Here is a 17,355-nt window from a genome sequence, read left to right on the forward strand (position 1 = left end):
CTTTTTATTGTCCGTTGCGATGGGCAATCCAATGCAAGAGCCCGTGAATCACGAGATTATCGACGATTTTCACTTGATTGTCATGAACGAATGACTCCGGCAGCGCCTGCACGACTCTGCCCGCGCCGCCGCCCGTGATAATAATATCGACCGGTTTGCCCCCGCCCGTTTTGTCTTTCAGACGGCCATGCATCATCATCAACGCGCCGCAAACGGCATCCATCATGCCGCTGGCAATGGCGTTCGGCGTTGTGGTTGGGAACGGATATACCTTGCCGATGGGGCGGTTGAGGTTGGCGGTTTTGAGCGCCATCGCCTCTTTCATCAAGTGGAAACCGGGCATGATGGTGCCGCCGAGATAATGATTGTCTTCCGTCAGCGCGTCGGTGGTTATGGCGGTACCGCAGCTGACGACGACGCAGGCGTTTTGCGTAAAGCGGCGGCTGCCCAGCGCATTAAACCAACGGTCGGAACCATGTTCTTCAGGGCGGCGGTAATGATTGCGGATACCCAAGGCCTGCGGCATGGAAGACAGCCATTCGACCGGACGGGTTAATTGTTCTTCAACCATCGCTTTTTTTACCGAACCACACACGGCGCAACCGACAATCTTCACATCTTCATCGGCAAATTGCAGCCATTCTTCGCCCAGCTGGGTCAAATCACGATACGGCGCGCGGCCGACTTCGGAAAATGTGCCGTTCTCTACCCACGCCCATTTCAACTGACTGTTGCCGCCGTCCAGCAGCAAAAAGCTTTCCGGTTTCGCAGCGGCAGGTTGTGCCGGGCGGTTATCCGGGCGCAAACTGATCTCGCCGCTGACGATGGTTTTCTCGCCCTTGTCCGTCAGCAAACGCAACGCGCCTTGCGCATCCACGCCTTTGACTACGCCTTCGTGGACAACGCGTCCTTCCTGAAGCAGCAACACTGGTCTGTCCGTATCGCGGTTGGCGGCATCGTATTCGCCGACACATGACGCAAATCCGTTTTGCGCGTATTCGCTCAACAGCGCATCGAGTTGCGCCAATACTGCATTCAACAAGGTTTTGACGCTTACGCCCTGCTTAGAGGCCGTCTGAAACAAGGCCTGCACAGAAGTGGCGTTTTCAACTTCTTTCGGCAATACAAAATTGATGCCGATGCCGATGATGGCGACAGTCTTATTCTCTACCCTCGCCGTTTCAATCAAAATACCGGCCAATTTATCGTTGGCCACGACCAAATCGTTCGGCCACTTGATATTTACGTCCAAACCAATATCGGCAAGCGCACGGCGGCAAGCCAATGCCACTACCAACGCCAGCGAACCCAGCTCATATTGCGGCTTGTCAAACGTCCAGCCCAAGCTGAACATCAGACATTCGCCCTGTCGGTTGACCCAACTCCGCCCTTGCCGTCCGCGTCCTTTGGTTTGGAAATGCGCCACACACAAAGCCTTATGCGCCAAATCTGCCGACTGGCGCGCCAATGCCATGATTTCATCGTTGCTGGACGAACATTCGTGTTTCAACTGCGCACGAAAACCCTGTTTTCCGGCCATTTGTTGCAAAGATTCTTCAGCAAACACAGCCAAAGGGCGCACCAAGCGCCATTGCCCGTCATGCTGGCGCAGCAAACCACGGATATGGCCCGGCATCTGCTGCCAGAATCCGTTTAATTGTTGCGGCTTCATCCCGACCACATGCGCCAACTGAGAAACGTGTTGCGGCAGGCCGTCTGAAAGCGCGGCGAGCAAGGCCCAATGGCGGCTGTTCAAATCCGTCATTCGCCTCCTCCGGCTTCGCGGATTTTCGCCAACGTTTTAGTGGTCGAAGTCTGGTGTAAAAACGGAATCGAAAATACTTTGCCGCCACGCGCAAACGTCTCGGCCGCACCGACAATCTTATCCACAGGCCAGTCGCCGCCTTTAATCAATACATCAGGTTTGACCATTTCAATCAACGCGGCCGGCGTATCGTCATCAAACCATGTAACCAAATCCACGCTGGCCAATGCCGCTGCCACTGCCGCGCGGTTTTCCAAAGGATTAATCGGGCGGTCGTCACCTTTGCCCTGACGGCGCACCGACGCATCGGTATTCAACGCCAACACCAAAGCCGCACCGGCCGATCGCGCCTGCGCCAGATACGTTACATGACCCCTATGGAGAATATCGAAACAGCCGTTGGTAAACACCAGCGGACGGGGCAATGCCGCCAAACGCTCCGCCAGCTTTTCGGGCGGACAGATTTTGGATTCAAATTCTGGAGCTGGCCATTCGGACATGATGCGGTTCCTTTGGGAATGAAACAGAAAATAATCGGGGTATTATAAAGGATAACGGCGAAACGCCATAAAAAGATACCGAACGGTATAATATTCGGGCTTGATTGCGTATTCATTGATATTTGATATCACGGCAAACGCCATTTTTGCCAATGCCTTAATGAAACGGTTTGATAAATACTTTTTTGAAACCCAATTAAATCTGAAGTAGAATTCGGGTATAAACGGAAAAAAGCCTGCATACAATATGCAGGCTTTCATCTGGGGTGGCTGATGGGGCTCGAACCCACGACAACTGGAATCACAATCCAGGGCTCTACCAACTGAGCTACAGCCACCGTAAAAATTGGCACGCCCGACAGGAATCGAACCTGTAACCCCCGACTTAGAAGGTCGGTGCTCTATCCGGTTGAGCTACGGGCGCTCATGCCGATTCGTGCGAAGAATTTTGTGGTCGGGGCGGTGGGATTCGAACTCACGACCCTCTGCTCCCAAAGCAGATGCGCTAACCGGGCTGCGCTACGCCCCGACTGAAGACCTGAACTATACAGACCCTTTTCAACCCGGTCAACACCTACTTTGCTTTATTCTTTCATTTTTTGATTATCTTATTATTTTTAATCGTTATTTATTTTTATGTTTCGTAATCAGGGCTACTCTTTTGTGTCAGGCCGTCTGAAAAATGCGATAATTTAAACGCAATATTTATCCCTATTGAGGAGGAAAAATCATGGCTGCACAACTTATAGACGGAAAAAAAATCTCCCAACAACGCATCGAGGCGGTCGCGCAGGCGGTAAAAGCGCGTCAGGAAAAAAGTTTGCACACGCCTTGCTTGGCGGTGGTATTGGTTGGCGACGACCCTGCCAGCGCAGTTTATGTACGCAATAAAAAACTGGCCTGCCAAAAAAGCGGTATCGAATCGCGTTCTTATGAGCTGCCGTCTGAAACCACGCAAGACGATTTGCTGAAACTGGTGGACGAATTGAACAGCGACCCTGCCGTCGACGGTATTTTGGTGCAACTGCCGCTGCCGGCTCACATCGACAGCCAAGCGGTTTTGGAGCGTATCGAGCCGCATAAAGATGTGGACGGCTTCCACCCTTACAACGTCGGCCGCCTGGTCGTCAAAATGCCGCTGATGCGCCCTTGCACGCCCAAAGGCGTGATGACTTTGTTGGAAGCCTACGGCGTCGACCCGAAAGGCAAAAAAGCGGTCGTCGTCGGCGCGTCCAATATTGTCGGCCGCCCGCAGGCGTTGGAATTGCTGCTGTCCCGCGCGACGGTAACCATTTGCCACAGCGCCACGCAAAACCTTGCCGATGAAGTTGCGGCCGCAGATATTTTGGTGGTCGGCGTAGGTATTCCGAATTTCGTTAAAGGCGAATGGGTCAAACCCGGCGCAATCGTTATCGATGTGGGCATCAACCGCTTGGACGACGGCAGCCTGTGCGGCGACGTGGAGTTTGATGTCGCCAAAGAACGCGCGTCCATGATTACGCCCGTTCCCGGCGGCGTCGGCCCGATGACGATTGCCACTTTGTTGGAAAACACGGTACACGCGGCCTCATTGCACGATTAATCGCTGTCATTAAGTTAGGCCGTCTGAACATGGTTTTTCAGACGGCCTGACCTGTTTTTTTTGCTTTTTACCTTATTGGCTTCACATGTCCTTACTCTCTTCACACACCGACAACCCGACTTTCCGCAACGCCTCCTATATCCTGATGGGTTTGGCTTTGCTGATTGTCTTGCACTACCATTTTCTGCCGCTGCTGCTGTCGGTTATCCTGACCTATATCTTTATTACGCGCACCAACGGCGTCATCCTTAAACTCCGCCGCCGTGTTTTGCCACGCAACACGCGGCTGCATAAATCGCTCAACGCGCACAATATCAACCTGATTTCCACCACGCTGACGCTGGCCATCGTGTTCAGCATCATCACGATGATGTCTTTGGGCATTTACCACCTGATACACGGCGGCCATGTCGGTTTTATGCTAGCGAAGCTGGCGGCGATTTTGGAAGACACCAAAAACAGCCAAGACCTGCCTGCGGCCATTCTCAATATGCTGCCTAACAATATGGCCGAAATCAAAGCCTCGGCGATCAAACTGATTGAAGAATACCGCGCCGCGCTGACCCGTATCAGTAAAAACAGCATCACATCCTTCGTGTACATCCTCATCGGCATCATCATTGGCGCCATGCTCAGTTTCCACCGCCTGAAAATGCGCAAAAACCGCCACAAAATGCCTCTGTTTAAAGCCGAATTGATGCGGCGCATCGTCAATTTTGAAACCAGCTTTGAACGCGTGTTCCTCGCCCAAGTCAAAATCTCGCTGATCGACACCTTCCTGACCGGCCTGTACCTCTACTTGGTTTTACCGCTGTTCGGCGTTGACCTACCGTTTAAAATGACCGTCCTGATCGTTGCCTTTATCGTCGGTCTGATTCCGGTGGCGGGCAACCTGATTTCCAACACCATCATTATTATTTTGAGCCTCGGCGCATCGCTTTACGTCGCCCTCGCCTCACTGGTTTTCCTCGTTGTCATCCACAAGCTCGAATATTTCCTCAACGCCAAAATCATCGGCTCGGAAATCGAATCCAGCGCGTGGGAATTGCTGGTGGCGATGGTCGTCTTTGAACGCATTTTCGGCATCGGCGGCATCATCGTCGCGCCGGTTTATTACGCCTATCTGAAAAACGAATTGAAACTAAGAAAATTGATTTAATCAGTTGCGTTTATACACATCAAAGGCCGTCTGAAAACGACAATCGGGTTTTCAGACGGCCTTTGCTTTACCTTTTCTTACACTTTACGGCATAATGGCAGCCACACATTTCTAGAAGAAAGATAAACAATGTCAACCAAAACCCCTTCCCTATTCGGCGGCGCGATGATTATCGCCGGTACGGTTATCGGCGCAGGCATGCTTGCCAACCCGACCGCCACCTCCGGCGTATGGTTTACCGGCTCGCTGGCCGTGTTGCTGTACACCTGGTTTTCCATGCTCTCCAGCGGCCTGATGATTTTGGAAGTCAATACCCATTATCCGCACGGCGCCAGCTTCGACACCATGGTTAAAGACCTGCTCGGCCCGACTTGGAACGTCATCAACGGCGTTGCCGTCGCTTTCGTTTTATACCTGCTCACCTACGCCTACATCTTCGTCGGCGGTGACCTGACAGCCAAAGGCATCGGCAGCGCGGTAGACAGCGAAATCTCGCTCACCGTCGGGCAACTCGTCTTCTTCGGCATTCTCGCCTTTTGCGTTTGGGCATCAGCACGCTTGGTTGACCGCTTCACCAGCATCCTCATCGGCGGCATGGTATTGACCTTTATTTGGGCAACCGGTGGCCTGATTGCCGATGCCAAAATGCCTGTCTTGTTCGACACCCAAGCCCCTGCCGGCACCAGCTACTGGATTTATGTCGCCACCGCCCTGCCCGTCTGCCTTGCCTCATTCGGCTTCCACGGCAACGTCTCCAGCCTGCTCAAATACTTTAAAGGCGACGCACCCAAAGTAGCCAAATCCCTGTGGTCGGGTACGCTGATTGCCTTGGTGATTTACGTCCTCTGGCAAATCGCCATCCAAGGCAACCTGCCGCGCAACGAGTTCGCACCGGTTATCGCCGCAGAAGGCCAAGTTTCCGTCCTGATCGAAACGCTGTCCAAGTTCGCCCAAACCGGCAATATGGACAAAGTGTTGACCCTGTTCTCCTACATGGCGATTGCAACGTCCTTCCTCGGCGTAACGCTCGGCCTGTTCGACTACATCGCCGACATCTTCAAATGGAACGACAGCATCTCCGGCCGTACAAAAACCGCCGCGCTGACCTTCCTGCCGCCTTTGATCTCCTGCCTGCTCTTCCCTACCGGCTTCGTTACCGCCATCGGCTACGTCGGCCTGGCCGCAACCATCTGGACAGGCATCATCCCCGCCATGCTGCTCTACCGCTCGCGCCATAAATTCGGCATCGGCAAAAACTACAAAGTTTACGGCGGATTCTGGCTGATGGCTTGGGTCTTCCTCTTCGGCATCATCAACATTGCCGCCCAAATACTGAGCCAAATGGAGATCGTTCCCGTATTTAAAGGTTAAATTCCCTTAAGGCCGTCTGAAACACCCTCTTTCAGACGGCCTAATTCATTATTTTCCGCTACAATACCCCCTTTCCCCCAACGAACACCGTCCATGTACGACAATATCCGTTTCCATCTCGACGAAGATTATCCCGACCAGCTCCCGCCCGAAAACGCTGCTACCCATATCGGCATATACTGGCAGTGGGCGGCGCAGGCAGGCCTCGTCAACCCCGTCTGGCAAACCTCCCCCGAAACCGCAGCCGACTTCGCCGCCATGACCTCGGGCAAAACCAGCGGACGGCACTTCCTGCTCAAACACATGGATGGCGCACTGACGGCGGACGACTTTACCGAACTCGGCCAACGGTTTACCGAGTTCTACTACACCGACGAAGAAGACGGCTACGGCGCATTTATGGAAGACTACGTCCTCGCCCTCGACACACCCTCGCTCGGCGGCTTCTACCACGTCAAAAGCACCCCGGAAACCTTCGCCAAACTGACCCCCGTTTTTCAGACGGCATTTGAAAAATGGAAAAGCAGTTTGAAAGTAGAAAAATATTCGAAAGAATCCACACAATGAAGCCGAACTATTCTATCGACATTGCTATTAACTGCTTCCGTCCAGGTGGCGGCATGGAAAGCTACACTTTCGACCTGGTCCGTGGTTTAAGCGCACACGGCATCAAACCTACAGTCTTTGCTGCACAAATTGATACAACGGTTCCGGAATACCGCCAAGTTGATACGCATCACGTCAATCAAAAAAAGATTCCGAAAAAGTTGCGTCCTTTTTTCTTCAGTATGCAATTGGCCAAACTCCGGCAAAACAGAAATATTCCCCTTATTGCCTGCAATCCCAGTGATTATGCTGATATCTTTGTCTGCGGCGGTACACACTTAGGTTACCTGCACAACATGGGTAAAACCCCAAACCTACTTGATAGACTCATCATTCGGCGTAACCGCACCAACTACTTAACGGCAAAATTGATCATGGCGCATTCACACCTAATGCAACACGAGTTGATCAACCTCTATGGGGTGCCTTCTGAAAAAATCCGTGTTATCCATCCCCCTGCCGATACTGCACGCTTCTACGCTAAACCGGAAGAAATTCCTGCAACTCGTGCGAGATACGGATTTAAAGACGACGAAACTATTTTCCTATTTCCATCAACCGGACACACCCGAAAAGGTTTGGATTTATTAGCAGAATTTTTCGAGCATACCGATTTACCCATCAAACTGGCTGTTGCCGGATCGCCCTTACCACGACCAATGAACAACGTTATTGAGCTTGGTTTCTGCAAAAATATGCCTGAACTTTACCGAGCTGCCGACTTCACCATCATGGCATCACTGTACGAACCATTCGGACTGGTTGGCATAGAATCTATTTTGTGCGGAACCAGAGTTGTTTTCTCCGACAATATGGCATGTACCGAAGTCATGAACGAAAATGCAGGTTTCTTTTTCTCACGTCAAAACCCAGAAACACTGGCACAAGCCATCACTCAGGCGGTTTCTCTCAAACAATAGGGAAAACACAAAATTACCTCTCCTATGCAGGCATTAACCTATAATCCCACCTTAGCGCATCATATCGACCATACTCTCAATATACTATACTGACAGATATCAGAATAATACTTCACTAAAGATATTGAGAGCTTTGAAACACAGGTTGAAATCAATGCGAGTAATAAGGATAAGTTAGAAATCAGAAAGGCTATGCCTTTAGCCAAGTGAAATATCTCCGAACATAGATAACAGTAGAATATGCAGGACATTCGCATGTAATATCAGAAGTAACGGGTTCTTTGATAATACAGTTAATGCTCAATAAGCTGCCAATCAAGCACTTACTCTAACTACAACAAGGCGAAGTAGCAGCTATTATGACTTTAGAGTTTTACTGAAAATGCTCACGAACAATCCCCTAAATATCTTGGTAGAAATTTAGGAATTTTAGGGGCTTTTACAAAGACCTCAAAACCAGTCTTTATGTTACAAAACTTGATTTTCAAACTACAAAAAGACGAGCATTCTTGCCCGTCTTCTTATGGAAACTACACTACATATTATAGAAATAAATAATGTATGATTACGTAGATTATCGTTGTACCTCTTTTTCTAAAAGCATACGTCTTATCATTTAAGTTAAACACCTAACGTACAATTTTCAGGATACTATATAAATAATTCCGGTAATCATTAACAAGCTCACTATTGTAACAATCTTCAAGCCTACCATTACTTAAACTTCGCATGGTCATATTTGCTTTCATGAAATTGTCTGCAGGAGAAAGACCTGCCACATTCATTAACACTCCTCCAGCAAAAGCAAGGTCAAGAAAATCCTGTTCTTGCCTAAACCCTGAGGCAATATTACTTCTAACTGTAAATTGCGTAATATAGTCGGGATGAGTATCCTCCCCTTTTTTCTTGGGAGAGACACCATCAAACGATGCCTGATGGTCGCCGAAATAAGCAAATACAAACGGTTTGTTACGTTCATGTAGGTAATGGTTAAAACTTTCTGTCGCTTTATCCAAATCGACAATACGCCCGATATAGTCGTTGATTGCAGAAATGGTTTTCACGTCTAAATCTGGCGAGTCCAGTCCAAACACATTATCCATGTCTGTCCTGTAAGGCCCATGTTCTTTCATAGTTAAAATATAGACGAACATCGGTTGCTGTACATCTGCTAAACTAGGATGACGTTTTTCTAGAATCATCCGCGCATATTGCATCATTTCTTCGCTAGAAATGTGCCATAAATTTTTGCCCATCGGAGCGGGATACCCCAAATCTTGAGGCTGTAACATAAGATCAAAACCAAAATGGTCATAGGCGGCTTTGGCGTTATAGTTGCCCTTAGTAAAGGGCGAAAAAGCCACACAAAAATAACCATGCTCACGCAAATTTCGGATAAGCCCAGTCTGTAAATGTGGCACCACCGAATAAAATACCCCACTAGCCAATGCGCCAAAGTCAGTAGACGGCACGCCTGCTAAAAATGCAAATTCAGATTTCCACGTCGCACCACCAAATGTATGTACGCGCAGTGGAGAAGCAAACATGGTATCCATCTGCTGTTCAAACATCCTTAATTTAGGAATATCGGCTGATGTGAAATCAAATTTATGTGGATTAAGCGTTGATTCCATCAGCGTGATGATAATATCGGGTTTTTCCAATGTTTCAGGATACATGTTTTCAGTTAACAGTTTCTCAGCAAATTCCTGTCCATTACCTTCAAACATCGGCACTTGGAAAAATACTGCCCTGCAAGACATTGGCAAATTTAAAAATACATCCCTACCATCATTTGGCAACGAATCCAGCCATGTTCTAACTGCTCCAGGATGCTTTGAAAAATACCACATTGCAAAAAATGACGTTATGAATATGATTGCACCAGTATACTGCCACACTATATCCATAGGCTCCGCATCGTACCAACCAAACACGGCGTAAACAATCAATACCATTAATCCCAGTACGCCAACGATGGCTTCTTTATAATGAAACAATGTCTCCCAGTTACGCCAATCGACGATGAGTCGAAAGTCCGAAATCAACAATGGTTGTTTATAATAATGAATTTTTAATCTATGAAACAAAGCAAACACAACAAAACATACTGATGCAAAATTCAACGCTCGTTGCCACTGCCCTGTCAACATCAACATACCAGCCGCCAAAAACAAAAACAGCATTGAAGCAAAAAAATAGGTCCAACGATAGTGTGACTTTATAATAAGCACTACTGCTGCTGACACAAACAAAAATAGGAAAACATAAGCAAACATGACGCTATCCCTTATTAATAAACTTCTACAAATACACAATTAGAAGCATTTCTGAAACAAGGCTACATAATAACACAACGTATGCACACTCTTTAATCTTCACTATAATATCGACACACCCCATCTTAAAAAACACCATGAAACTCATCATCCTCGACCGCGACGGCGTTATCAATCAAGACCGCGACGATTTCGTCAAATCCGTTGACGAATGGATTCCCATCGAAGGCAGTATGGATGCCATCGCCTTTTTAACGCAGGCAGGCTACACCATCGCCGTGGCCACCAACCAATCCGGTATCGGCCGCAAATACTTTACCGTGCAAGACCTGACCGAAATGCACGCGAAAATGCACCGCCTTGCCGTTCAAGCAGGCGGCACCATCGACGGCATTTGGTTTTGCCCGCACACTGCCGCCGACAACTGCGAATGCCGCAAACCCAAGCCCGGCATGATTATCGACATCATCGAACGCTTCAAGGCCAATGCCGCCGAAACCTGGCTGGTCGGCGACAGCCTGCGCGACCTGCAAGCCATTGATGCCGCAGGCGGCAAATCCGCGCTCGTCCTGACCGGCAAAGGCAAAAAAACGCTGGCCAAACACGAGCAAGAACTGCCCGAACACACCCAAGTCTTCGACAACCTGCTCGCTTTCTCGCAATACATCATGCGTGAAAACACAAAAATCGAAGAAGCCGCGCAAGCCATCCTATAAACGACAAGGCCGTCTGAAAACTGCCGACAACGGCATTCAGACGGCCTTCAAACGACAGACTTTTCCCCGATATGCTGATTATCCGCAACCTGATTTACTGGTTCATCCTTTCCTCCAGCATTATTTTGCTGTTCCCCTTTATGCTGCTTGCCCTGCCCTTCCAAGGCGGTGCGCACAAAATGGCGCAAATTTGGGTGCGCATCCTCAACTGGTCGCTCAAGCACATCATCGGTTTGAACTACACCTTAAGCGGCGCGGAAAACATTCCCGACCACCCTGCCATCATTTGTGCCAAACACCAAAGCGGCTGGGAAACCCTCGCCCTGCAAGAGATTTTTCCGCCACAAGTCTATGTTGCCAAACGCGAACTCTTCAAAATCCCTTTCTTCGGCTGGGGCTTGAAGCTGGTCAAAACCATCGGCATCGACCGCAACAACCGCGGTGAAGCCAACAAACAACTCTTAGAACAAGGCCTTGCGCGTAAAAACGAAGGCTATTGGATTACCATTTTCCCCGAAGGCACACGCCTGCCACCCGGCGAAAAAGGCCGCTACAAGCTCGGCGGCGCGCGCATGGCAAAAATGTTCGAGATGGACATCGTCCCCGTCGCGCTCAACAGCGGCGAGTTTTGGCCGCGAAATTCCTTCCTCAAATACCCCGGCACGGTCAGCGTCATCATCGGCAAACCCATTGCCCACAACAACGGCGATGAAGCCGAACTCATGGCCCAATGTGAGCAATGGATTGAAAGCCAACAGCCCCTGATTACCGGACAAGGTCCGTTCGCGCCCAAAACCAAATAAATCATTCCATCGGGTGGGCCGCTATGCCCGCCCTTTCCATGCCGTCCAATATTTCCATTAATATCATGCCCCGCCTCCATACCCACACCCTTTCAGACGGCCTCACCATTCATATCCAGCTCAAACGCAGCGCCAAGAAAAACCTCATCTTGCGCCCCGTTTCCGCCGATACCGTCAGCATCAATATCCCTCCATTTGTTACCCAGCACACCTTTACCCAATGGCTGAACGACAACGAAGCCATCCTGCGCCGTACCTTAAACAAAACACCGGCCCGACCAACACCCACCGACTCGCTTCCCGAATGGATTTGGTATCAAGGCGTTCAGACGGCCTTGTCCGTCCACACAGCAAACCACATCCAAATCAGGCCGTCTGAAATCCTGTTGCCCGAAAAAGAAAACGCCGCCCAACTTACCCATTTGCGCCGCTTTCTGCACGAGCGTGCGCACGAGTATCTGCTACCGCGCCTCGACGGCCATATCCGAACCACCCGCCTGACCCCGAGTGCCATTTCCCTTTCCAACGCCAAAACCTTCTGGGGCGTTTGCCGCCACACTACCTGCATCCGTCTCAACTGGCGGCTCATCGGTGCGCCCGAATATGTCGCCGACTACGTCTGCCTGCATGAACTCGCCCACCTGCGCCATCCCAACCACAGCCCTGCATTTTGGGCTCTGACCCACTCGCTCACGCCGCATGTTGACCAAGCCGAACAATGGCTGAAGGCGCACGGCAGCGAATTGTTCCACCTCGGCTAAGTCTTATCCGGCAGCATTTTTTGCAAGTAAACACCAGCCCAAAGCAAAGAACCAACGCCCTCCAAACAAATCATGTAGCCGCGCGTAAAATCAAGTTTATCCGCTTGCCGCCCCTCATACCTGCCGATAAGATGATGTCGTTCTCAAAACCCTTTTCAGAAAGGAAAACCGATGACCAAAGCAAAATCGTTACTGGCCACCGGCATTTTGGCTCTTTTCTCCGCCACGGCATTCGCCTCCCCGCTGCCTTCCGAAATCTACCGTCCGGATGGCGCGCACACCATAAAAGCCGATCATCAAGGTAACGGCGAATTTGAATACGAAGCCGAACTCTCCGGCCAACGCAATTCCATTCCTTCCTTGGCCAAAAAAGTGATCGCCCACGCGCGCAGCAAAGGTTTCCATGTGGTTGAGTCTGAAATCAAACACGACGATGCCGATCTGAAATTCAAACGCGGCAAACAAGAGCTGGACGTTTCCATCGAAGACAAAGGCCAAGGCCGTATCGAATACAAAGCCGATTTGGACTTGGACAAAAACTAAATCCGACTCGCAAACAAAGGCCGTCTGAAATCCCATCGGGTTTCAGACGGCCTTTTGTCATCTTTATCAGGTATAATGGCAGTCGGTTTGTAAAATTTCCGACTCAAAACATTGTACAATCTGCCCACTTATACCGATAACATCCCAAACATTGCCATGAAAAAACGTCTGCTCCTCCTCGCCATCCTTCCCCTTTCCCTTCACGCCGCCGATGTGCCGCCTGATGTGAAACCCGAGCTTCAAGTCAACACAGCCGAACCCCAACAACCCGAAACGCACAACATCCCTGCCGAGCAGACAAACAGGCCGTCTGAAAAAATCATCAACGTCGATGCCGATACCCTGCTTGCCAACACCGAATTACTGGCACGCGCCATGTATTCCGCCGTCGTCGCCCACAACATCCCCGGCATCAAAGCCGTTTTGCCCATTTACGAACAATGGCCAGAACACGACCGCGCCATGGCACGCTATGCCAAAGGTTTGCTTGCCCAATCCGAAGGACGCGCCGCCGAAGCCGTCGGCCATTACCGCCGCTTTATCGCCGAGCAGCCCGATGCCTCCGCCGTCCGCTGGCAGCTTGCGACCGCCTTGTTTGAAGACAAACAAAACGAAGCCGCGGCCGACCAGTTCGACAAACTACAAACCGAATCCCTCCCGCCTGCCTTGCAAGAACGCATCGAAACCTACCGCAAAGCCCTGCGCGAACGCGACTCATGGCAATTCAATGCCGGCTTGAACATCACGCGCGAACAAAACATCAACCAAGCCCCCGGCCAACGCCGTCTGGGCAACCACCTGAGCGACGAACAATGCCGCACCGTGCGCCTAGCCTATCCCGACGACGACTGCTTCCGAGGCTGGACATTCCCCGAACCTATCGATGCCACCGCCATCCATTACCAAATCGGCGCAGAAAAAAAATGGTCGCTGCCCCGCGGCTTCTATGCCACGGCAGGCGCAGACCATTACGGCAAAATCTATCCCAAACACACCAACTACAACGACCTCACCACACGCTTCTCGGCAGGCATCGGCTATGCCGACCAGCGCAACGATATCGGCATTACCCCGTTCCACGAGCGCCGCTTCTACGGCAACGACCCCTACACCTACACCAACGGCGCACGCCTCCACTACAACCATTGGTGGCAACCCAAGCTGCAAACCCTCAGCGCATTTGAAGCAGGCCGTCTGAAAAACAACCGCCGCGAGCGTTCCAACAACACCAGCCAACTGCTCAGCAACTCCATCGTGTACTACCGCAACGCGCGCCAATACTGGGTAGCCGGTATCGACCTCTACCGCGAACGCAACCGCGACGACAAAAGCGACAGCTTCAACCGCTACGCCCTGCGCACCACATGGGGACAAGAATGGCCCAAAGGCCTCTCCACCGTCCTACGCCTCAGCGCCGCCCAACGCCGTTACCAAGCCCCCAGCTTCTTCAGCAACGAACAAAACCGCCGCGACAAAGAAGCCTCCGCCTCCCTGAGCGTATGGCACCGCGCCCTCCATTTCAAAGGCATCACCCCGCGCCTGACCATTGCCCACAACAAAACATGGAGCAACGACAAGTTCTACGAATACGGCAAAACCAAAATGTTTGTAGAATTGAGCAAAACGTTCTGACAAGTAGAACCAATCTGTGGATAAAGCAAAAATGCCTGTCCTGCATACTGATTTACAAGGCAGATTCAAACTTTTACAGATACCGAATCAATAGATTTTTTAAGGCATAATGCCTTATTAAATTCATATTTATCAAATAGATAAATCCAATCCTAGATTACTTTACAACGTAACGTACAACACTACATAACGTTACAAAAAAATCAGGCCGTCTGAATATTTCAGACGGCCTTTTTTATTTAAATTCAACAATCATTTTTATCATTGGTCGCAAGATACCACCCTCTCATTTCTAATGAAAAAAGTACAAATTTAATAGAAAATACATACCTTCAAACTTAATCGCCTTTAAAAAACGAATGCGCTCCTTTCTCCACATCCTCAAAAAAATTGGCAAAATAGCGCTGATTATCCCTATTTTTGCCCTATTGTATTTTTTATCTGCTTGGATGCTGGCTTCATTGCCGCTTAATGAAGAGCAGCCCAAAGGGGAATTTACTTTATTTTTAGTCAGTAACGGCGTGCATACTGATGTAGTCATGCCGCTGAAGAATGATATTTTTGATTGGTCGGATGTCGTCAATCCGAGAGACACGCTCACTGCTGATCCTCAAATAACGCATATCGGTTTAGGCTGGGGGGAACGCAATTTTTATTTATACACGCCTGAGTGGAAAGATTTGACGTTCTCCAATGCTTTAGGTGCATTAAGCGGGCTGAACCGTACGCTGATTCATGTTACTTATTATCCTTTTGAACCACAAGAAAATAGCCATGTCGTCAAATTTTTGGTCACGCCTGAGCAATACAGGAATTTAACCAAATCGCTCTTGGCCGGTTTTCAACAAGAAAATGGGCAAACTATCTTGCTAAAAGGAATCCATCATCAATCTAACGATGCTTTTTACAAAGCCAAAGGGCGCTATCATTTATTCAATACTTGTAACACTTGGCTGAATGACAAATTGGTGGAAAGCGGCCTGAAAGGCGTGTATTGGACTCCTTTTTCTTCCCCCTTACTGGAACAATATCGATAGTCTCCACGCTTCTCAATTTTTGGGTCTATGTAAGACTTCAGGCCGTCTGAACATTTTCAGACGGCCTGTATTTTGATGAAAACTCAAAGCCCTTTATTATATAAATGAATTTTTTAATAGCATTAAATATTAATTTTTATAAATAAATTAATTTTAAATTCCATAAAATAATTAAAACAAAGAAATTTTAGAATAAAATTGCCAAAACAAAAAATCAAGCCTTGTTTAATTCCGCTAAAACCTGTAACCTGTATCAAAAATAAACAAGAGAGTCCATCATGTCCCAACACCACCCTACCGACGATATTAAGATTAAAGAAGTCAAAGAGTTACTCCCTCCAATCGCACATTTGTATGAGCTGCCTGTTACGCCTCAGGTTGCCAATTTGGTTTATAAAACACGTCATGAGATTTCGGATTTGGTTCACGGCCGCGACAACCGTTTGCTGGTCATCATCGGCCCATGCTCGATTCACGATACTAAGGCGGCGGTTGAATATGCGCAAAAATTGCTGCCCTTGCGCAAAAAATATGAGAAAGAGCTGCTGATTGTGATGCGCGTATATTTTGAAAAACCGCGTACAACCGTTGGCTGGAAAGGCTTGATTAACGATCCTCACTTGGATGGTACGTTTGACATCAACTACGGCCTGCGCCAAGCGCGTCAATTGTTGCTGACTTTGAACGAAATGGGCATGCCTGCTTCGACTGAATTCTTGGACATGATTACGCCGCAATACTACGCCGACCTGATTTCTTGGGGCGCAATTGGTGCGCGTACGACTGAAAGCCAGGTACACCGCGAATTGGCCAGCGGCCTCTCCTGCCCTGTCGGTTTTAAAAACGGTACGGACGGCAATCTGAAAATCGCCATCGACGCCATCGGCGCCGCCAATCATCCGCACCACTTCTTGTCTGTAACCAAAGCCGGTCATTCCGCGATTGTCCACACCAGCGGCAACCCTGACTGCCATGCGATTTTGCGTGGCGGTAAAGAGCCTAATTACAGCGCGGAACACGTTAAAGACGCTGTTGCGCAGCTTCAAAAAGCCGGTGTGAGCAGCAAACTAATGGTGGACTGCAGCCATGCCAACAGCCGTAAAGATTTCCGCAAACAAATGGATGTGGCGCGTGATGTTGCTGCGCAGCTGAAAGCCGGTGAAGAAAACATTATGGGCGTGATGGTTGAAAGCCACTTGGTTGAAGGCCGTCAAGACAAGCCTGAAGTTTATGGTCAAAGTATTACGGATGCCTGCATCGGTTGGGATACGACTGAAGAATTGCTGGCCCTGCTTGCAGAAGCGAAAGGTTACCAAGCGTAAGTGCGAAACTATTAAAAAGACCGGATATGTTCCGGTCTTTTTTTGTGCCTGTCATTTTGATTTCTTTGCTCAGGTTTAGAATAAAAAAGTATGACACCTTTGCAAAATCCCCCAAAATCCCCTAAATTCCCACACAAGACATTTAGGGGATTTCTCATGAGCACTTTCTTCCAGCAAACCGCACAAGCCATGATTGCTAAACACATCGACCGTTTCCCATTGCTAAAGTTGGAGCAGGACATTGATTGGCAGCCGATCGAACAATACCTGAACCGTCAAAGAACCCACTACCTTAAAGACCACCGCAGCCGTCCCGCCTATCCCCTACTATCCATGTTCAAAGCCGTCCTGCTCGGACA

At 49.4% G+C, this 17,355-nt stretch carries 14 protein-coding genes, 3 tRNA genes and 2 pseudogenes; 13 read left to right on the top strand and 6 right to left on the bottom strand.

Annotation, left to right across the window (positions count from 1 at the left end; genetic code table 11):
• Window positions 1–4: 4 nt before the first annotated feature.
• The 5 genes from HMPREF2872_RS09825 to HMPREF2872_RS09845 all read right to left on the bottom strand — a co-directional run bounded on the left by HMPREF2872_RS09825 (window position 5) and on the right by HMPREF2872_RS09845 (window position 2,794).
• A complete protein-coding gene (locus HMPREF2872_RS09825; RefSeq protein WP_070633293.1) occupies window positions 5–1,765 on the bottom strand; it encodes a bifunctional biotin--[acetyl-CoA-carboxylase] ligase/type III pantothenate kinase in 1,761 nt (586 codons plus the stop codon).
• Window positions 1,762–2,268, bottom strand: a complete 507-nt coding sequence (locus HMPREF2872_RS09830) for an adenylyltransferase/cytidyltransferase family protein (protein WP_188212340.1) — start codon at window positions 2,266–2,268, stop codon at window positions 1,762–1,764. The genes HMPREF2872_RS09825 and HMPREF2872_RS09830 overlap by 4 nt, the downstream gene beginning before the upstream one ends.
• Window positions 2,269–2,527: 259 nt before the next feature.
• Window positions 2,528–2,603: transfer RNA gene (locus tag HMPREF2872_RS09835), tRNA-His, on the bottom strand.
• A gap of 9 nt (window positions 2,604–2,612) precedes the next feature.
• A tRNA-Arg gene (locus HMPREF2872_RS09840) sits at window positions 2,613–2,689 on the bottom strand.
• A 27-nt stretch (window positions 2,690–2,716) separates the two neighbouring features.
• Window positions 2,717–2,794 (bottom strand) — tRNA-Pro (locus HMPREF2872_RS09845).
• Window positions 2,795–2,995: 201 nt separating this feature from the next.
• On the opposite strand from HMPREF2872_RS09845, the gene folD reads away from it, so the two are divergent.
• The 5 genes and pseudogenes from folD (at window position 2,996) to HMPREF2872_RS09870 (ending at window position 7,996) form a co-directional block, all read left to right on the top strand.
• Window positions 2,996–3,847, top strand: a complete 852-nt coding sequence (gene folD, locus HMPREF2872_RS09850; RefSeq protein ID WP_070633295.1) for a bifunctional methylenetetrahydrofolate dehydrogenase/methenyltetrahydrofolate cyclohydrolase FolD — start codon at window positions 2,996–2,998, stop codon at window positions 3,845–3,847.
• A gap of 85 nt (window positions 3,848–3,932) precedes the next feature.
• The gene (locus tag HMPREF2872_RS09855) at window positions 3,933–5,006 is read left to right on the top strand and encodes an AI-2E family transporter (protein ID WP_070633296.1); all 1,074 of its coding nucleotides are present in this window, start codon (window positions 3,933–3,935) and stop codon (window positions 5,004–5,006) included.
• Between the two features lie 129 nt (window positions 5,007–5,135).
• Window positions 5,136–6,377 carry an aromatic amino acid transporter gene (locus HMPREF2872_RS09860; protein ID WP_070633298.1) on the top strand — a complete coding sequence of 414 codons (1,242 nt, stop codon included), beginning with the start codon at window positions 5,136–5,138 and terminating at the stop codon, window positions 6,375–6,377.
• Window positions 6,378–6,470: 93 nt separating this feature from the next.
• A complete protein-coding gene (locus HMPREF2872_RS09865) occupies window positions 6,471–6,944 on the top strand; it encodes a DUF7832 domain-containing protein (protein ID WP_070633300.1) in 474 nt (157 codons plus the stop codon).
• Window positions 6,941–7,996, top strand: a pseudogene (locus HMPREF2872_RS09870) (glycosyltransferase family 4 protein). The gene HMPREF2872_RS09865 and the pseudogene HMPREF2872_RS09870 overlap by 4 nt, the downstream one beginning before the upstream one ends.
• Window positions 7,997–8,532: 536 nt before the next feature.
• Here HMPREF2872_RS09870 and HMPREF2872_RS09875 read toward each other — a convergent pair.
• Window positions 8,533–10,182, bottom strand: a complete 1,650-nt coding sequence (locus tag HMPREF2872_RS09875) for an LTA synthase family protein (RefSeq protein ID WP_070633302.1) — start codon at window positions 10,180–10,182, stop codon at window positions 8,533–8,535.
• A 137-nt stretch (window positions 10,183–10,319) separates the two neighbouring features.
• Here HMPREF2872_RS09875 and gmhB point away from each other — a divergent pair, with 137 nt between their 5' ends.
• From gmhB to HMPREF2872_RS09915, 8 genes and pseudogenes are all read left to right on the top strand, one after another.
• Window positions 10,320–10,898 (top strand): D-glycero-beta-D-manno-heptose 1,7-bisphosphate 7-phosphatase, encoded by a 579-nt coding sequence (gene gmhB / locus HMPREF2872_RS09880; protein ID WP_070633304.1) that lies wholly within the window; start codon window positions 10,320–10,322, stop codon window positions 10,896–10,898.
• Window positions 10,899–10,969: 71 nt separating this feature from the next.
• Window positions 10,970–11,701, top strand: a complete 732-nt coding sequence (locus tag HMPREF2872_RS09885) for a lysophospholipid acyltransferase family protein (protein WP_070633306.1) — start codon at window positions 10,970–10,972, stop codon at window positions 11,699–11,701.
• Window positions 11,702–11,766: 65 nt separating this feature from the next.
• A complete protein-coding gene (locus HMPREF2872_RS09890; protein ID WP_070633313.1) occupies window positions 11,767–12,462 on the top strand; it encodes a M48 family metallopeptidase in 696 nt (231 codons plus the stop codon).
• Window positions 12,463–12,633: 171 nt separating this feature from the next.
• Window positions 12,634–13,005, top strand: coding sequence for a hypothetical protein (locus HMPREF2872_RS09895; protein WP_049329501.1), 372 nt, complete (start codon window positions 12,634–12,636; stop codon window positions 13,003–13,005).
• A 156-nt stretch (window positions 13,006–13,161) separates the two neighbouring features.
• Entirely contained in the window at window positions 13,162–14,637 is a 1,476-nt protein-coding gene (locus HMPREF2872_RS09900; RefSeq protein WP_070633316.1) for a surface lipoprotein assembly modifier, read from the top strand.
• 359 nt (window positions 14,638–14,996) lie between these two features.
• A complete protein-coding gene (locus HMPREF2872_RS09905) occupies window positions 14,997–15,674 on the top strand; it encodes a TIGR02117 family protein (RefSeq protein WP_070633308.1) in 678 nt (225 codons plus the stop codon).
• 278 nt (window positions 15,675–15,952) lie between these two features.
• Window positions 15,953–16,996, top strand: a complete 1,044-nt coding sequence (aroG, locus tag HMPREF2872_RS09910) for a 3-deoxy-7-phosphoheptulonate synthase AroG (RefSeq protein WP_003683923.1) — start codon at window positions 15,953–15,955, stop codon at window positions 16,994–16,996.
• Window positions 16,997–17,152: 156 nt separating this feature from the next.
• Window positions 17,153–17,355: pseudogene (locus HMPREF2872_RS09915) on the top strand (IS5/IS1182 family transposase); the annotation flags it as partial.

Origin of the sequence: Neisseria sp. HMSC069H12 (assembly GCF_001812735.1) — a bacterium.
Lineage (GTDB): Bacteria > Pseudomonadota > Gammaproteobacteria > Burkholderiales > Neisseriaceae > Neisseria > Neisseria subflava.

What these genes read in the sequence shown, in the direction of transcription:
- HMPREF2872_RS09825 (WP_070633293.1), bottom strand. Translation starts at nt 1,765, where the DNA reads ATGACGGATTTGAACAGCCGCCATTGGGCCTTGCTCGCCGCGCTTTCA.
- folD (WP_070633295.1), top strand. Translation starts at nt 2,996, where the DNA reads ATGGCTGCACAACTTATAGACGGAAAAAAAATCTCCCAACAACGCATC.
- HMPREF2872_RS09855 (WP_070633296.1), top strand. Translation starts at nt 3,933, where the DNA reads ATGTCCTTACTCTCTTCACACACCGACAACCCGACTTTCCGCAACGCC.
- HMPREF2872_RS09860 (WP_070633298.1), top strand. Translation starts at nt 5,136, where the DNA reads ATGTCAACCAAAACCCCTTCCCTATTCGGCGGCGCGATGATTATCGCC.
- HMPREF2872_RS09865 (WP_070633300.1), top strand. Translation starts at nt 6,471, where the DNA reads ATGTACGACAATATCCGTTTCCATCTCGACGAAGATTATCCCGACCAG.
- HMPREF2872_RS09875 (WP_070633302.1), bottom strand. Translation starts at nt 10,182, where the DNA reads ATGTTTGCTTATGTTTTCCTATTTTTGTTTGTGTCAGCAGCAGTAGTG.
- gmhB (WP_070633304.1), top strand. Translation starts at nt 10,320, where the DNA reads ATGAAACTCATCATCCTCGACCGCGACGGCGTTATCAATCAAGACCGC.
- HMPREF2872_RS09885 (WP_070633306.1), top strand. Translation starts at nt 10,970, where the DNA reads ATGCTGATTATCCGCAACCTGATTTACTGGTTCATCCTTTCCTCCAGC.
- HMPREF2872_RS09890 (WP_070633313.1), top strand. Translation starts at nt 11,767, where the DNA reads ATGCCCCGCCTCCATACCCACACCCTTTCAGACGGCCTCACCATTCAT.
- HMPREF2872_RS09895 (WP_049329501.1), top strand. Translation starts at nt 12,634, where the DNA reads ATGACCAAAGCAAAATCGTTACTGGCCACCGGCATTTTGGCTCTTTTC.
- HMPREF2872_RS09900 (WP_070633316.1), top strand. Translation starts at nt 13,162, where the DNA reads ATGAAAAAACGTCTGCTCCTCCTCGCCATCCTTCCCCTTTCCCTTCAC.
- HMPREF2872_RS09905 (WP_070633308.1), top strand. Translation starts at nt 14,997, where the DNA reads ATGCGCTCCTTTCTCCACATCCTCAAAAAAATTGGCAAAATAGCGCTG.
- aroG (WP_003683923.1), top strand. Translation starts at nt 15,953, where the DNA reads ATGTCCCAACACCACCCTACCGACGATATTAAGATTAAAGAAGTCAAA.